Source organism: Oceanitalea stevensii (genome assembly GCF_014837105.1).
In the GTDB taxonomy this organism is placed as follows: Bacteria; Actinomycetota; Actinomycetes; order Actinomycetales; family Actinomycetaceae; genus Oceanitalea; species Oceanitalea stevensii.
Window position 1 is genome coordinate 886,879 of sequence record NZ_JACSPO010000001.1, and the last position, 14,607, is coordinate 901,485.

Consider the following 14,607-nt stretch of genomic DNA (forward strand, 5'->3'; position numbering starts at 1 on the left):
GCATCCCATGACCGACCAGCTCATCGACGGCCTCTACCGCGAGGGCGCCCCGATCGCCGACACCAAGGCACCGACCACCGTCCCGGTCGAGCGCCGCTGGCGTGAGCGCCAGTTCGGTGCCCGCCTCGTCAACCCCGCCAACCGGCGCAAGATCAGCGCGATCATCGTCGGCACCGGCCTCGCCGGTGCCTCCGCCGGCGCCACGCTCGGCGAGGCCGGCTACCAGGTGAAGTCCTTCTGCTACCAGGACTCCCCGCGCCGGGCGCACTCGATCGCCGCGCAGGGCGGCATCAACGCGGCGAAGAACTACCGCAACGACAACGACTCCACGTTCCGGCTCTTCTACGACACGGTCAAGGGCGGCGACTTCCGCGCCCGCGAGTCCAACGTCTACCGGCTCGCCGAGGTCAGCGCGAACATCATCGACCAGTGCGTGGCACAGGGCGTGCCCTTCGCCCGCGAGTACGGCGGCCTGCTCGACAACCGCTCCTTCGGCGGCGTCCAGGTCTCCCGCACCTTCTACGCCCGCGGCCAGACCGGCCAGCAGCTCCTCATCGGCGCCTACCAGGCCCTCGAGCGTCAGGTCGCCGCCGGCACGGTGCAGATGTACACGCGCCACGAGATGCTCGAGCTCGTCGTCGTCGACGGCCGCGCCCGCGGTGTCATCGTCCGCGACATGGTGACCGGTGAGATCGAGACGCACCTGGCCGACGTCGTCGTCCTCGCCACCGGCGGCTACGGCAACGTCTTCTACCTGTCGACGAACGCCATGGGCTCCAACACGACGGCGATCTGGCGTGCGCACCGCAAGGGCGCCCTGTTCGGCAACCCCTGCTACACGCAGATCCACCCGACGTGCATCCCGGTCTCCGGGGACTACCAGTCCAAGCTCACGCTCATGAGCGAGTCGCTGCGCAACGACGGCCGCATCTGGGTGCCCAAGCGCGCCGAGGACTGCGACAAGGACCCGCGGGACATCCCCGAGGAGGACCGCGACTACTACCTCGAGCGCATCTACCCGGCCTTCGGCAACCTCGTCCCCCGCGACATCGCCTCCCGCCAGGCGAAGAACGTGTGCGACGACGGCCGTGGCGTGGGCCCGGCGGTCGACGGCGTGCGCCGCGGCGTCTACCTCGACTTCGCCGAGGCGATCGGGCGGATGGGCCGCAAGGCGGTCGAGTCGAAGTACGGCAACCTCTTCGACATGTACCAGCGCATCACCGGGGAGAACCCCTACGAGGTGCCGATGCGCATCTACCCGGCCGTCCACTACACGATGGGCGGGCTGTGGGTCGACTACGACCTCCAGTCCAACATCCCCGGCCTCTTCGTCACGGGTGAGGCCAACTTCTCCGACCACGGCGCGAACCGCCTGGGTGCCTCGGCGCTCATGCAGGGCCTGGCCGACGGGTACTTCGTCCTGCCCAACACGATCAACGACTACCTCGCCGACGGGCCCTTCGAGAAGGTCGCCGAGGACCACCCCGCGGTGGTCGAGGCCCGTGCGTCGGTCGAGGACCGCATCTCCCGCCTCCTCAACGCCGGCGGCACCCGCTCGGTCGACTCCTTCCACAAGGAGCTCGGGCACATCATGTGGGAGTACTGCGGGATGGAGCGCACGGCCGAGGGCCTGCAGACCGCCATCGAGAAGATCCGGGCGCTGCGCGAGGAGTACTGGCGCGACGTGCGGGTCCTGGGGGCGGCCGACGACTTCAACCAGTCCCTGGAGAAGGCCAGCCGCGTCGCCGACTTCATCGAGCTCGGTGAGCTCATGTGCATCGACGCACTGCACCGCCGCGAGTCCTGCGGTGGGCACTTCCGCGCGGAGAGCCAGACCGAGGACGGCGAGGCGCTGCGCCACGACGACGAGTTCGCCTACGTCGCGGCATGGGAGTGGACGGGTACCGGTGAGGCGCCCGTGCTCCACAAGGAGGACCTCGTGTACGAGTACGTCGAGATGAAGCAGCGGAGCTACAAGTGAGAATCACCCTCAAGGTCTGGCGTCAGGCCAACGCCGCCACCCGCGGTCGGATGGTCGACTACACGCTCGACGACGTCTCCGAGGACATGTCCTTCCTCGAGATGCTCGACGTCCTCAACGAGCAGCTCATCGGCCAGGGCGAGGAGCCGGTGGCCTTCGACCACGACTGCCGCGAGGGCATCTGCGGCATGTGCGGCCTCATGATCGACGGCGTCGCGCACGGGCCCGAGGTCACCACGGTCTGCCAGCTCCACATGCGCTCCTTCAAGGACGGCGACACGATCACCGTCGAGCCGTGGCGCGCGGACCCCTTCCCCGTCATCAAGGACCTCGTCGTCGACCGCTCGGCCTTCGACCGGATCATCCAGGCCGGCGGCTTCATCTCCGCCAACACCGGCGCGGCCCCGGACGCCCACGCGACCCCGGTGCCCAAGGCCGACGCCGACGCCGCCTTCGAGGCGGCCGCCTGCATCAGCTGCGGCGCCTGCGTCGCGGCCTGCCCCAACGGCTCCTCGATGCTCTTCACCGCCGCCAAGGTCACGCACCTCGGCAAGCTGCCCCAGGGCCAGCCGGAGCGGCTCGGGCGCGTGGTGTCGATGGTCGCCCAGCAGGACGCCGAGGGCTTCGGCGGCTGCACGAACATCGGCGAGTGCGCGTCCGTGTGCCCCAAGGGCATCCCGCTGGACACGATCAACCAGCTGAACTTCGACCTGCGGACCGCCCTGCGCCACGGCGCCTGACCCCGGCCCCACCTCTCCCAGCCGAGTACGCACGGACGGTCACCAGCGGCGCCTTGCGGCGCCGGCTGCGTGACCGTTCGTGCGTACTCGGCGCTCAGGGCTCCCGGTGGCGGGTCTCGCCGCGCGCCTTGCGGCGTCGCGCGGAGCGGTCGGCGTAGGCGTCCTTCGTCTCGTGGCGCCGCCCCAGGCGCCGGCGGTTCCACTCGCGCACCCGCCCCACGAGGCCGCCCCAGTACGCCTCCCGGGCGCGGGCCTCCACGGCCATCCGCTCGTTCCACCCGTCCTGCTCGTCCTCCGCGTGGCGCTGCGCGAGCACCTCCTCGCCCTCCTCCCCGAGGTGCTCGAGGTCGGCGACGAGGGCCTCCTCCCGGAGCTTCTCGGGCGCCTGCACCGTCCCCGTCGTCGCCTCGTAGTCCCAGGTGAGGGTGCGTGGCACCGAGAGGGTGACGTAGTTGGGGTGCTCGTCGAAGTTCGTCGCGCCCGGCTCGTCCGGCTTGGGCGGGGCCGGCGGGTTGGCGGTCCACGCGGCGATCATCAGGGTGACGCGGGCAAGGAGGTTGACCCACAGCAGCAGGGTGATGAGGGCGGCGGCCGTGGCGAGCAGCGGGTTGTCGGGACCGCCGACGAGCGTGGTCCCGAAGAGCCGGAGCACCGTGGAGGCCACCGCCCCGAGCAGGGCGCCGACGAGGAGGTCGCGGCGGGGCACGTGCACCCCCGCGAGCACCCGGAAGAGCAGGACGTACACTGCGCCGTCCACGAGGAGGGCGACGACGTAGCCGAGGACGCGCAGCGCGACGGCGGCGAAGGTGCCCTCGATCCCCACGGTGTCGAGCAGCCACTGCCCGGCCACACCGGCGGCGATGCCGAGCGCCGCCGTCGTCACGACCGCCAGGGCGAGGATGAGGAAGCCGCCGAGGTCGCGCACCCGGGTGAGGACGGGGCTCTCCTTGGGCGCGACGATGCCGAACATCATCCGGATCGAACGCTTGAGGGCGCCCATGACGGAGATCGCCGTCCACAGCAGCACGCCGACGGCGGCGATGCTCGCGGGGTTGAGCGCCGTCTCGAGCACGAGGGAGTCCGGGTTGATCATCCCGCCGTTGCTGCCCGTGTCGATGATGCCGGGCAGGGCGTCGTCCACGCTCTGGAGGACCGTCTCGCGCAGCTCGGCGTTGTTGCCGAGCACCGTCATGAAGACCGTGTAGCCGATGGTGAGCGCCGCGAAGATCGAGAAGAGCGCGGAGTAGGTGATGCCACCGGCGAGCAGGCCGCCGTTCGCCTTGGCGTACCGGGCCAGCCCGCGGCCGGGCCGCGAGTGCTCCCAGCGCGCCATGAGCGCGGTGAGGCGCTCCCCCAACGACGGCCGGCCCTCGGCAGCGGTGCTCATGGCCGGCAAGCCTAGGGACGAAGCCCCCACCCGGCATCAGCAGGCCCCCGGAGGGCGCCCTGCGCGGGCGTGACACCTCACCGTGCGCCCGCTGGGCCACCGTGCTGCCCGCCGACCGGCAGCACGGTGCCCCCACCGGGCGCACACCGAGAACTGGCGCAGGTCGCCGCCCCCTCAGCTGATCGGTCATGTTCGGTTATGGGGCATTTTCTGGCACACTGGACGCATGGACACCGAGCGTCCCGAGGCGCCACCCCTGCTCGCCCGGCAACGTCAGCAGCAGATCCTGGCCGCGGTCAACCAGCACGGGGGCGTGCGCGTCGCCGAGATGGTCGACCAGCTCGGCGTCTCGGAGATGACGATCCGCCGCGACATCACCAGCCTCGTCCGGCGCGGGCTCGTCGCCCGGGTCCACGGCGGCGCCGTCGCCCCCAGCCGCTCCGCCCAGGAGCCGGCCTTCGCCCTCAAGGTGGGCCAGCACCAGACCGAGAAGGCCCGCATCGGCGCGCTCGCCGCCTCGCGGGTCGAGGCGGGGGACGCCGTCGCGCTCTCCGCGGGGACGACGACCCTCGCCGTCGCCCGTGCCCTCACGGCCCTGCCCCACTTCGCCACGCTCACCGTCATCACCAACTCCCTGCCCGCCGCCGACGTCCTCCACCAGGCGGCCATGCAGGCACGGGAGGCGGGCCGCCCCGCCCCGACCGTCGTCCTCACCGGCGGCGAGCGCACGCCCTCGGACGCCCTCGTCGGGCCGGCCACCGCCGACTACCTGCGCGACGTGCGCGTCGACTGGGTGTTCCTCGGTGCGCACGGCTTCGACCCCACCCTCGGCCTCATGACGCCCAACCTCCAGGAGGCGTCGACGAACTCGGCGCTCCTCGCGACCGGCCGCAGCGCCGTCGCCGTCCTGGACTCGAGCAAGTGGGGCGTGCGCGGACTCCGCACCTTCTGCCGGGCGGAGGACCTCGCCGCCCTGGTCACCGACGCCCAGCCGGACGAGGAGACCCTCGCCGCGGCCGCCACGCACGACTTCTCCCTGGAGATCGCCTCCCATGACTGACACCGTCCGCAAGACCCGCGGCACGCTGGCCGACGGCCGCGAGATCCTCTACTTCGACGACTCCGAGCCCTACGTCTCCGGCGGTGCCACCCGGCGCCTGGACGACCCCCGCCCCCTGCCGGACCGCTTCGCCCCCGTCCCGGGCCCCGACGGCGAGCCGCAGCCCTTCACCGGCCCGCAGATGCGCTACGACGTCCTCACCGGGGAGTGGGTGCCGATGGCCACCCACCGGATGAACCGCACGCACCTGCCCCCGGCGGACGCCAACCCGCTGGCCCCGGCCCGTCCCGGCGCGGCGTACACCGACGGCGACATCCCCGCGGACGACTACGACGTCGTCGTCTTCGAGAACCGCTTCCCCTCCCTCGTCCAGGTCCCGGGCGAGGAGGACGTCGTCACCCACCTCGACGGCGAGCCGCTGTGGCCCGTCCGCCCGGCCGCCGGCCGCTGCGAGGTCATCTGCTTCTCCCCCGACCCCGAGGCCTCCCTCGCCACGCTCGACGAGCGCCGCATGCGCACGGTCGTCGAGGCCTGGGCGGACCGCACCGTCGAGCTCGGCGCGCTCCCCGGCGTCGAGCAGGTCTTCTGCTTCGAGAACCGCGGCCGCGAGATCGGCGTGACCCTCCACCACCCGCACGGGCAGATCTACGCCTACCCCTACCTCACGCCGCGCACCGCGACGATGCTGCGCCAGGCGCGCGAGCACCGCGCCGCCACCGGGCGCAACCTCCTGCGCGACGTCCTCGAGGCCGAGCTGCGCTCCGGCCGCCGCGTCGTCGCCGAGTCCGAGCACTGGGTCGCCTACGTGCCGGCCGCCGCACGCTGGCCCGTCGAGGTCCACCTCGCCCCGCGCCGCGACGTCCCCGACCTGCCCGCCCTCACGGACGAGGAGCGCACCGACCTCGCCGGCATCTACCTGCGCCTCCTGCGCGCCGGGGACCAGTTCTTCGTGGCCGAGGGCGACGACGGCGAGCCGCGCGCCATCCCGCTGCCCTACATCGCCGCGTGGCACCAGGCCCCGGTCCACGAGGGCCGCGAGGACCTGCGCCTGCACCTGCAGCTCTTCTCCGTCCTCCGCGCCCCCGGCAAGCTCAAGTACCTCGCCGGCTCCGAGTCCGGCATGGGCGCGTGGGTCTCCGACACCACCCCCGAGCGCGTCGCCGACCGGCTGCGGGAGGTCATGGAGTGAGCGTCCTCGCCCCCGCCTGGACCGCCGACGACGGCGCCCGCCGGGCCCGCGACCTCCTCGCCTCCACCCTCGGGCCCGAGCCCGCCGACGGCGTCTGGGCGGCCCCCGGCCGCGTCAACCTCATCGGGGAGCACACCGACTACAACGGCGGCCTCTGCCTGCCGGTGGCCCTGCCCCACCGCACCTACGTCGCGGTCCGCCGTCGGGACGACCGGACCGTGCGCCTCAGTTCGGCGCAGGAGGAGGGCGTGCGCACCGTCGACCTCGACGGCGTCGGCCCGGCGGGCTCGCCGGGTGCGGTCGAGGGCTGGCCGGCGTACGTCGTCGGCGTCGCCTGGGCGCTCGTCGCCGAGGGGCTCGTCCCCGCCGAACGGGTGACCGGCTTCGACGTCGCCGTGGACAGCTGTGTGCCCTACGGCGCCGGCCTGTCCTCCTCGGCGGCGCTCGAGTGCGCGGTCGCGATCGCGCTCGACGAGCTGTGGGGGCTGGGCCTGGCGGCGGACGACGCCGGACGGGCCCGCCTCGCGGCCGCGTGCGTGCGCGCGGAGAACGAGGTCGCCGGGGCACCGACGGGCGGGATGGACCAGTCCGCCTCGCTCCGTGCTCAGGAGGCCCGGGCCCTGCTCCTCGACTGCCGCGACGGCTCCACCCGGCAGGTCCCCTTCGCGCTCGAGGCGGCGGGGCTGGAGCTGCTCGTCATCGACACCCGCGCCCCGCACGCGCTCGTCGACGGCCAGTACGCCGAGCGCCGCGACAGCTGCGAGCGCGCCGCCCGGCAGCTCGGCGTGACGACGCTGCGCGAGGTCGAGGACCTCGACGCCGCCCTGGCCGCGCTGGACGACCCGGTCGTCCAGCGGCGGGTGCGCCACGTCGTCACCGAGATCGGGCGCGTCGCCCGCTTCGCCGAGGAGCTGGACGCCGGGCCGCTCGACACCGGCCGGGCGGCGGCGCTCGGCGCGCTCATGGCCGGCTCGCACGCCTCCATGCGCGACGACTACGAGATCTCCTGCGCCGAGCTCGACCTCGCCGTGGAGACCGCGACGGCTGCCGGCGCCCACGGCGCCCGGATGACCGGCGGCGGCTTCGGCGGCTCGGCGATCGCGCTGCTGCCGGCCGGGCAGGCCGAGCGCGTGGCCGGGGCGGTCAGCGCGGCCTTCGCCGCCGCCGGCTTCGCCGCACCGGCCTTCCTCCTCGCCCCCGCGAGCGCCCCCGCCGCCCGCACCGCCTGACGACCGCCCCCTCTTCGCGCCGACAGCCGGATCCCGCCCGGGTCTCCTCGTCCTTCGCGCCGACAGCGCTCCTCGCCCTTCGCAGCAACAGCTGGATCCCGCCCGGGGCGTGCGGGGCGAGATCCAGCTGTCGGCGAGAAGGGGGGCCTCAGTCGACGTCGACGACGAGGGGGGCGTGGTCGGAGAAGCGCTGGTCGTAGGCGGCGGCGCGGTCGACCGTGGCCGTGCGGGCCCGCTCGGCGAAGCCGGGCGAGGACAGCAGGTAGTCGATCCGCCAGCCGGCATCGTTGTCGAAGGCCTTCCCGCGCATCGACCACCACGTGAAGGGACCGGGGCCCTCTCCGCCGAGGCGGCGGCCGAGGTCGACGTAGGCGAGGTCGTCGAACCAGCGGTCGAGGTAGGCGATCTCCTGGTCGAGCACGCCGGAGGTGCGGTTGTGGTTGCTCTTCCAGTTCCTGATGTCGACGGGCCGGTGGACGATGTTGACGTCCCCGCCCACGACGATGTCCCGCTCCCCCGCGGCCGCCTGCTCCGAGAGCGTCGTGAGCCGCGCGGTCACCTTGTCCAGGTGCGCGTACTTCGCGGCCATCCGCTCCGGCTCGCTCGCCGTCCCGGAGTGGACGTAAACGGACACCAGGGTGAGCGGCCGGTCGCTGCCCGGCAGCTCGACGTCCATCTCCACCCAGCGGCCGGTGTCGACGGGCGGCTCGTCACCGCCCAGGCCCACCCGCACCGCCGTGGCGGGCAGCCGGGACGCGACGGCCACGCCGGCCCGGCCCTTGATGTCCGAGGCCTGGTGGGCCACGTGCCAGCCCTCCCCGAGGACGTCGTGGACGACGTCGTCGGGGGCGCGGACCTCCTGGAGGAGGAGCAGGTCCGGGGAGCGGTCGGCGAGCCACGTGTCCATGCCCTTGCGGACGGCGGCGCGGATCCCGTTGACGTTGACGGTGGCAATTCTCAGCATCCGGCCATTCTCACCTCGGGCGGTGACATGGCCGAAACCGGCGGGACCCGCAGTCGCGGGTCCCGCCGGCCCGTCCTACGGGCGGCGCACGCCCAGGGTGTCGGTCCCGTTGCCGTCCCAGTCACCCACGTACACCTCGTCGCCCTCGCGGCCGAAGGTGAGGACCCGGTCGGCGTCCCCGCCGCGGAGGGAGTTGTTGACGTGGAAGACGCGCCCGCGCTGGATGGTCAGCGTGTCGGTGCCGTTGCCGTCCCAGTCGCCCGCGAGGGTGGTGTCACCGGCGCGGCCGTAGGTGAGGACCGTGTCGGCGTCCCCGCCGCGCAGGGAGTTCCTCACGTGGTAGGTCGCGGCCCGGCGCACCGTGAAGGTGTCCGTCCCGTCCCCGTTCCAGTCACCGACGAGGACCGTGTCGTCCTCCCGGCCGTAACGGACGACGCGGTCGGCGTCGCCGCCGGTCAGCCGGTTCTTCACGTGGTAGTCCGCGCCGCGGCGCACGGCGAGCGTGTCTCGGCCGTCGCCGTCCCAGTCGCCGACGAGCAGCGTGTCACCCGGACGTCCGTAGGTGAAGGTTTGCGCGGCGTCACCACCGCGGTGTCCGCCGGACACGTGGATCACGTTCCCGCGGCGCACCGCGATCGTGTCGACGCCGTCGCCGTCCCAGTCGCCGATGAGCACCTCGTCCCCGGTGCGGCCGTAGCGGAAGACCTCGTCCGTGGTGCCGCGCCAGTCGTTGCTCAGGTGGAACTGCGGGGACGCCGTGGGCGGGGGGACGTCTCCGGGCCGCACCACCATGGCGCTGCCCCCACCCGAGCGCTCCGGCTCGGCGGCCGCCTGCAGCCGGCCGTCGGGGAGGAAGGCGATACCCGTGACGTTGCCGAGCGTGCCCACCTCGGTGACCGTGTGGCCCCGGGCGCGGAGAGCCTCACCGAGCGCGGTGCCGGCGATCGCCGCCTCCGCCTCGCTGGCCGCACCGTTGCGGCTGGACAGCCGGGGAGCGGCGATGGCCTCGGGCAGCGACATGCCCAGGTCGAGGTGGTTGATCGCCACCTGGAGCACCGTCGTGATGATGGTGGAGCCACCGGGTGAGCCGAAGGCGGCGACCGGGGCGCCGTCGTCGAGCACGATCGTCGGGGCCATGCTGCTGCGCGGTCGCTTGCCGCCCTCCGGCGCGTTGGCGGGGTGCTCGGGGTCGGGCTCGAAGTCGGTGAGCTGGTTGTTGAGGAGGAAGCCGTACCCGGGCACGGCGATCCCGCTGCCGCCGATCTGCTCGATGGTGAAGGTGTAGCTCACGACGTTGCCCCACCGGTCGGCGACCGTGAGGTGCGTCGTCGAGCCGTGCCCCTCCGCGGACCCGGCGGACGCGGCCGCGCCCTCGCCGTCGTCGTAGGGCCACGGGTCCCCGGCCGGGACGGGCCGCGCCTGCGCCTCGGGGCCGACGAGCTCGCGCCGCTCGTCGGCGAAGCCCTGCGACAGCAGCCCGGTGAGCGGGACGTCGAGGAAGGCCTCGTCACCGACGTAGGCGTTGCGGTCGGCGAAGGCGAGGGCCGAGCTCTCGGCCATGTGGTGGAGGACCTCCTCCTCGGCCATGCCGGCGAGGTCGAAGCCCTCGAGGATGTTGAGGGCCTCCCCCACCGTCGAGCCGCCGCTCGAGGGCGGCGCCATCCCGTAGACCTCCAGGCCGCGGTAGTCCACGACCGTGGGCTCCTGCTCGAGCGCCTCGTAGCCGGCGAGGTCCGCCAGGGTCATCTCCCCGGGCCGGACCGGGCGCTCGGCGCCGTCGGCCAGTGGCGGGTTGGTGTTGGTCGCGACGATCGCCTCGGCGATCTCGCCCTCGTAGAAGACGTCGGCGCCCTCCTCGCCGAGGAGGCGGTAGGTGTCGGCGAGCTCCTCGTTGGTGATGACGGTGCCCTCCGCGGGCGCCTCGCCGTCGACGAGGAACGTCTCGGTGCTCGAGGTGAAGTCCTGGAAGATCTCGAGGTTGTCCGCGGTCCGCGACTCGTACTGGGCGTCGACGACGAACCCGTCCTCGGCGACCCGCACGGCCGGCTCCAGCACCTCGGCGAGCGACTTCGTCCCGTACTCCGACAGCGCGAGCTCCCACCCGCGGACGAGTCCCGGCACGCCCTGGGAGAGTCCCGAGACGCGCCGCTCGCCGAAGGGGATGGGCTCGCCGTCCTCGAGGAAGACGTCCGGCTCCATCGCCGCCCACGCCTCCTCGCGGGAGTCGATCGTCGTCACCTCGCCGGTGTCGGCGGAGTAGAGGACGAAGAAGCCGCCGCCGCCGATGCTCCCGTCGTAGGGGCGGGTGACGCCGAGCGCGGCGGAGGCGGCGACGGCGGCGTCGACGGCGTTCCCGCCCTCGCGCAGCACCTCCAGGCCGGCGAGCGAGGCGTAGGGGTCGAGGGAGGCGACGGCGCCGTCGTAGCCGGTGGCGGTCGCCTCCTTGTCGTACTCCTGCGGCAGGCCGTGGGCCGCCGGGACGGTGCCGACGACGAGCGCCGCCGTCAGCGGAAGGATGAGGGTGGCCGGCCGGAGCGGCCGTCTCGCGTGGTGCGACATCGTTGTCCTCCGTGCTGTAGGGACCGTCCGTGGATGCTACGGGGGCCCCCGCGCCGGGGACATCGTCGAGAAGGATGAGTGACGGGTGGTTCGGCCGGCCCTCAGCGGCTGAGGATCAGCCCTGGCCGGGCCGCCCCGAGCACGACGACGAGCTGCGCCACCCCGAAGCCGGCGACGACGACGAGCACGAGGCTCCAGGAGAAGGTGCCCCCCACCCAGCCGGCGAGCAGCGGCCCGCACGCGGCGATCGCGTACCCGATGGTCTGCGCCATCGAGGAGAGCTGGGCGGTGTGCCTGGAGTGGGCCGTGCGCAGTCCGAGGAGGCTCAGCGCGAGCACGAGGGAGCTGCCCGTGCCCACGGCCGCCAGTCCGACCCAGGCGACGGCGGCCTGCGGCGCCAGCAGCAGCCCGCCCATCGCCACGACGATGCACAGACTGATGACGACGCCGAGCGCCCGCAGGTCGGTGCGGCCACGCATGAGCGTGGCGACGAGCAGCCCGGCGAGCATCCCGACGAGCTGGAGGACGAACAGGTGCCACCCGGCGGCGCGCGGGTCCACGCCGAGGGAGGTCTCCACCGTGGGCAGCCAGGTGGACAGGGTGAAGAACGACGCGGACTGCAGCCCCATGAACGCGCTGACCACCCAGGCGCTCGGGCTGCGCCACATCGTCACCGAGCGTGGCCCGGCGGCGGGCAGCCCGGCCGGTGGGTGCTCCTGCGCCGGCCGCGGCGTGCGCACCGCCCGGACGACCCAGAGGAGCGCGACGGGCAGGACGGCGACGGCGAGCGCTCCCAGCGGCAGCCGCCACCCGCCGCCCCACGCGTCCGAGACGGGCACGGCGAGGCCGGACGCCGTCGCCGCCGTCGTCGTCATGACCGCGGTGAAGCAGGCCGTGACGAACGCGATCCGCCCGGGGTGGTCGCGCTTGATCACCGCCGGGGCGAGCACGTTCCCGGCGGCCGAGGCGATGCCGATGACGGCGGTGCCCACCCACAGCGCGCCCACGACGGGCACGGAGCGCAGCACGACGGCACCCGCCAGGGCCACGAGCGCGAACGCGAGGACCCGCTCGAGGCCGAAGCGCATCGCCGGCCGGTGGACGAGCGCCGAGCCGACGCCGAAGCCGATGACCGGCAGCGACCCGAGGAGCCCGAGCGCCGTGGCACCGAGCCCGGTGTCCTCGCCGACCCGCTCGAGGAGCGGGCCGACCGAGGTCACCGGTGCGCGCAGGCACGCCGCCAGCAGCATGACGGCGACGAACGCCCAGGCAAGACGCCCTGGGCGCCGGGGCGCCAACTCAGCCCTGCTCTGCCGCGTCCACGACGTTGGCGAGGAGCATCGCGCGGGTCATCGGGCCGACCCCGCCCGGGTTGGGCGAGAGCCACCCGGCGACGTCGGCGACGCCGTCGGCGACGTCCCCGCGCAGGCGCGCCTTCCCGGTCTCCGGGTCCACGACGCGGCTCACGCCGACGTCGAGCACCGCCGCGCCCGGACGGACCATGTCCGCCGTGACGATCCCCGGCACCCCGGCGGCCGCGACGACGACGTCGGCCTGGCGCACGTGCGCGGCGAGGTCACGGGTGCCGGTGTGGGTGAGCGTGACGGTCGCGTTGACGTCGCGGCGGGTGAGGAGGAGGCCGATGCTGCGCCCCACCGTGGTGCCGCGGCCGACGACGACGACGTGCGCGCCCTCGAGGTCGACGTCGTAGCGGTCGAGCAGCTCGATGACGCCGCGCGGGGTGCACGGCAGCGGGCTGGTGACCGGCTCCTTGACCCGCAGGACGAGCCGGCCGAGGTTCGTCGGGTGGAGGCCGTCGGCGTCCTTGTCCGGGTCGATGCGCTCGAGGACGGCGTTGGTGTCCACGCCCGCGGGCAGCGGGAGCTGGACGATGTACCCGGTGCAGGCGGGGTCGGCGTTGAGCCGGTCCACCGCCGCGAGGATCTCGTCCTGGGTCGCGGTGGCGGGCAGGTCGACGCGGATCGACTCGATGCCGATCTCCGCGCAGTCGCGGTGCTTGCCGGCGACGTAGCTGCGCGAGCCGGGGTCGTCGCCCACGAGCACCGTGCCCAGCCCGGGGACGATCCCGCGCTCGCGCAGCGCGGCGACGCGGGTGGCGAGCTCGGACTTGATCTGCGCCGCGGTGGCCTTGCCGTCGAGGACGCGCGCGCTCACTGCTGCAGGCCCTCGTAGAGCGGGAACGCGTCGGTCAGCTTCGCGACGCGGGCGTGCAGGGCGGTGACGTCCGCCGCCGTGCCCTCGGTGAGGGTGGTGGCGATGATGTCGGCGACCTCGGTGAACTCCGCGGCCCCGAAGCCGCGGGTGGCCAGGGCGGGCGTGCCGATGCGCAGGCCGGAGGTGACGCGCGGCGGGCGCGGGTCGAAGGGCACCGCGTTGCGGTTGACCGTGATGCCGGCGGCGTGGAGGAGGTCCTCGGCCTGCTGGCCGTCGAGGCTGGAGTTGCGCAGGTCGACGAGGACGAGGTGGACGTCGGTGCCGCCGGTGACGACGGAGACGCCGGCCTCGCGGACGGCGGGCTCCATGAGCCGCTCGGCGATGATCCGGGCGCCCTCGAGGGTGCGGCGCTGCCGGTCGGCGAACTCCTCGCCGGCGGCGACCTTGAGCGCGACGGCCTTGGCGGCGATGACGTGCATGAGCGGGCCACCCTGCTGGCCGGGGAAGACCGCGGAGTTGAGCTTCTTGCCCAGGTCCTCGGCGTCGCGGGACAGGATCATGCCCGAGCGGGGGCCGCCGAGGGTCTTGTGGATGGTCGTGGAGACGACGTCGGAGTGCGGCACCGGGTTGGGGTGCAGGCCGGCGGCGACGAGCCCGGCGAAGTGGGCCATGTCGGTCCACAGGTAGGCGCCGACCTCGTCGGCGATCGCGCGGAAGGCGGCGAAGTCGAGGTGGCGGGGGTAGGCCGACCAGCCGGCGATGATGACCTTGGGCCGCTCGGCGAGCGCCTGCGCGCGCACCTGGTCCATGTCGATGCGGTGGGTCTGCTCGTCGACGCCGTAGGCGGCGATGTCGTAGAGGCGGCCGGAGAAGTTGATCTTCATGCCGTGGGTGAGGTGGCCACCGTGCGGCAGGGACAGGCCCAGGACCTTGTCACCGGGACGCGCGATGGCGTGGAGGACCGCGGCGTTGGCGGTGGCACCGGAGTGGGGCTGGACGTTGGCGTACGCGGCGCCGAACAGCGACTTGGCGCGCTCGATCGCGAGGTTCTCGGCGATGTCGACCTGCTCGCAGCCGCCGTAGTACCGCTTGCCGGGGTAGCCCTCGGCGTACTTGTTCGTCAGCACCGAGCCCTGCGCCTGCAGGACGGCGCGCGGGACGAAGTTCTCGCTGGCAATCATCTCCAGCGTCTCGCGCTGGCGGGTGAGCTCGCCGTCGAGGACGGCGGCGATCTCGGGGTCGAGCTCGGCGAGGGCCTGGTCGGCGACCGGGCGCGTGTCGGTGGGCTGGCTCATCGTTCCTCCGCATGTCTCACTGGGTGCG

The 14,607-nt window shown here is 73.6% G+C and carries 11 protein-coding genes; 5 read left to right on the forward strand and 6 right to left on the reverse strand.

Annotation, left to right across the window (positions count from 1 at the left end):
- Positions 1–7: 7 nt before the first annotated feature.
- Both H9624_RS04095 and H9624_RS04100 read left to right on the forward strand, forming a co-directional pair.
- A complete protein-coding gene (locus H9624_RS04095) occupies positions 8–1,981 on the forward strand; it encodes a fumarate reductase/succinate dehydrogenase flavoprotein subunit (RefSeq protein WP_251838604.1) in 1,974 nt (657 codons plus the stop codon).
- On the forward strand, positions 1,978–2,721 hold the full coding sequence (locus tag H9624_RS04100; protein WP_251838605.1) for a succinate dehydrogenase/fumarate reductase iron-sulfur subunit: 744 nt from the start codon (positions 1,978–1,980) through the stop codon (positions 2,719–2,721). The genes H9624_RS04095 and H9624_RS04100 overlap by 4 nt, the downstream gene beginning before the upstream one ends.
- A gap of 94 nt (positions 2,722–2,815) precedes the next feature.
- On the opposite strand, the gene H9624_RS04105 is transcribed toward H9624_RS04100, so the two are convergent.
- Entirely contained in the window at positions 2,816–4,108 is a 1,293-nt protein-coding gene (locus H9624_RS04105) for a YihY/virulence factor BrkB family protein (protein WP_251838606.1), read from the reverse strand.
- A 256-nt stretch (positions 4,109–4,364) separates the two neighbouring features.
- Between H9624_RS04105 and H9624_RS04110 the strand changes: the two genes are divergently transcribed.
- From H9624_RS04110 to galK, 3 genes are read left to right on the forward strand one after another with little or no spacing between them, the layout of a single operon-like run.
- Entirely contained in the window at positions 4,365–5,168 is an 804-nt protein-coding gene (locus H9624_RS04110; RefSeq protein ID WP_504740239.1) for a DeoR/GlpR family DNA-binding transcription regulator, read from the forward strand.
- The gene (galT, locus tag H9624_RS04115) at positions 5,161–6,357 is read left to right on the forward strand and encodes a galactose-1-phosphate uridylyltransferase (protein WP_251838608.1); all 1,197 of its coding nucleotides are present in this window, start codon (positions 5,161–5,163) and stop codon (positions 6,355–6,357) included. The genes H9624_RS04110 and galT overlap by 8 nt, the downstream gene beginning before the upstream one ends.
- A complete protein-coding gene (galK, locus tag H9624_RS04120) occupies positions 6,354–7,586 on the forward strand; it encodes a galactokinase (RefSeq protein WP_251838609.1) in 1,233 nt (410 codons plus the stop codon). Before galT ends, galK begins: the two co-directional genes overlap by 4 nt.
- 148 nt (positions 7,587–7,734) lie before the next feature.
- Here the strand turns inward: galK and H9624_RS04125 are convergent, their stop codons facing one another.
- The 5 genes from H9624_RS04125 to glyA all read right to left on the reverse strand — a co-directional run bounded on the left by H9624_RS04125 (position 7,735) and on the right by glyA (position 14,579).
- Positions 7,735–8,550, reverse strand: a complete 816-nt coding sequence (locus H9624_RS04125; RefSeq protein WP_251838610.1) for an exodeoxyribonuclease III — start codon at positions 8,548–8,550, stop codon at positions 7,735–7,737.
- Positions 8,551–8,625: 75 nt separating this feature from the next.
- On the reverse strand, positions 8,626–11,109 hold the full coding sequence (gene ggt, locus H9624_RS04130; protein ID WP_251838611.1) for a gamma-glutamyltransferase: 2,484 nt from the start codon (positions 11,107–11,109) through the stop codon (positions 8,626–8,628).
- Between the two features lie 101 nt (positions 11,110–11,210).
- Positions 11,211–12,359: an MFS transporter gene (locus H9624_RS04135; protein ID WP_251838612.1), complete on the reverse strand. Its 1,149-nt coding sequence runs from the start codon at positions 12,357–12,359 to the stop codon at positions 11,211–11,213.
- 49 nt (positions 12,360–12,408) lie between these two features.
- Positions 12,409–13,284 carry a bifunctional methylenetetrahydrofolate dehydrogenase/methenyltetrahydrofolate cyclohydrolase gene (locus H9624_RS04140; protein WP_251838613.1) on the reverse strand — a complete coding sequence of 292 codons (876 nt, stop codon included), beginning with the start codon at positions 13,282–13,284 and terminating at the stop codon, positions 12,409–12,411.
- On the reverse strand, positions 13,281–14,579 hold the full coding sequence (gene glyA / locus H9624_RS04145) for a serine hydroxymethyltransferase (protein ID WP_251838614.1): 1,299 nt from the start codon (positions 14,577–14,579) through the stop codon (positions 13,281–13,283). Before glyA ends, H9624_RS04140 begins: the two co-directional genes overlap by 4 nt.
- Between the last annotated feature and the right edge of the window lie 28 nt (positions 14,580–14,607).

Bases quoted from the DNA above. Each gene is read 5' to 3' on its own strand.
- galT (WP_251838608.1), top strand. From the start codon at position 5,161: ATGACTGACACCGTCCGCAAGACCCGCGGCACGCTGGCCGACGGCCGC.
- H9624_RS04105 (WP_251838606.1), bottom strand. From the start codon at position 4,108: ATGAGCACCGCTGCCGAGGGCCGGCCGTCGTTGGGGGAGCGCCTCACC.
- H9624_RS04095 (WP_251838604.1), top strand. From the start codon at position 8: ATGACCGACCAGCTCATCGACGGCCTCTACCGCGAGGGCGCCCCGATC.
- ggt (WP_251838611.1), bottom strand. From the start codon at position 11,109: ATGTCGCACCACGCGAGACGGCCGCTCCGGCCGGCCACCCTCATCCTT.
- H9624_RS04125 (WP_251838610.1), bottom strand. From the start codon at position 8,550: ATGCTGAGAATTGCCACCGTCAACGTCAACGGGATCCGCGCCGCCGTC.
- glyA (WP_251838614.1), bottom strand. From the start codon at position 14,579: ATGAGCCAGCCCACCGACACGCGCCCGGTCGCCGACCAGGCCCTCGCC.
- H9624_RS04135 (WP_251838612.1), bottom strand. From the start codon at position 12,359: ATGCTGCTGGCGGCGTGCCTGCGCGCACCGGTGACCTCGGTCGGCCCG.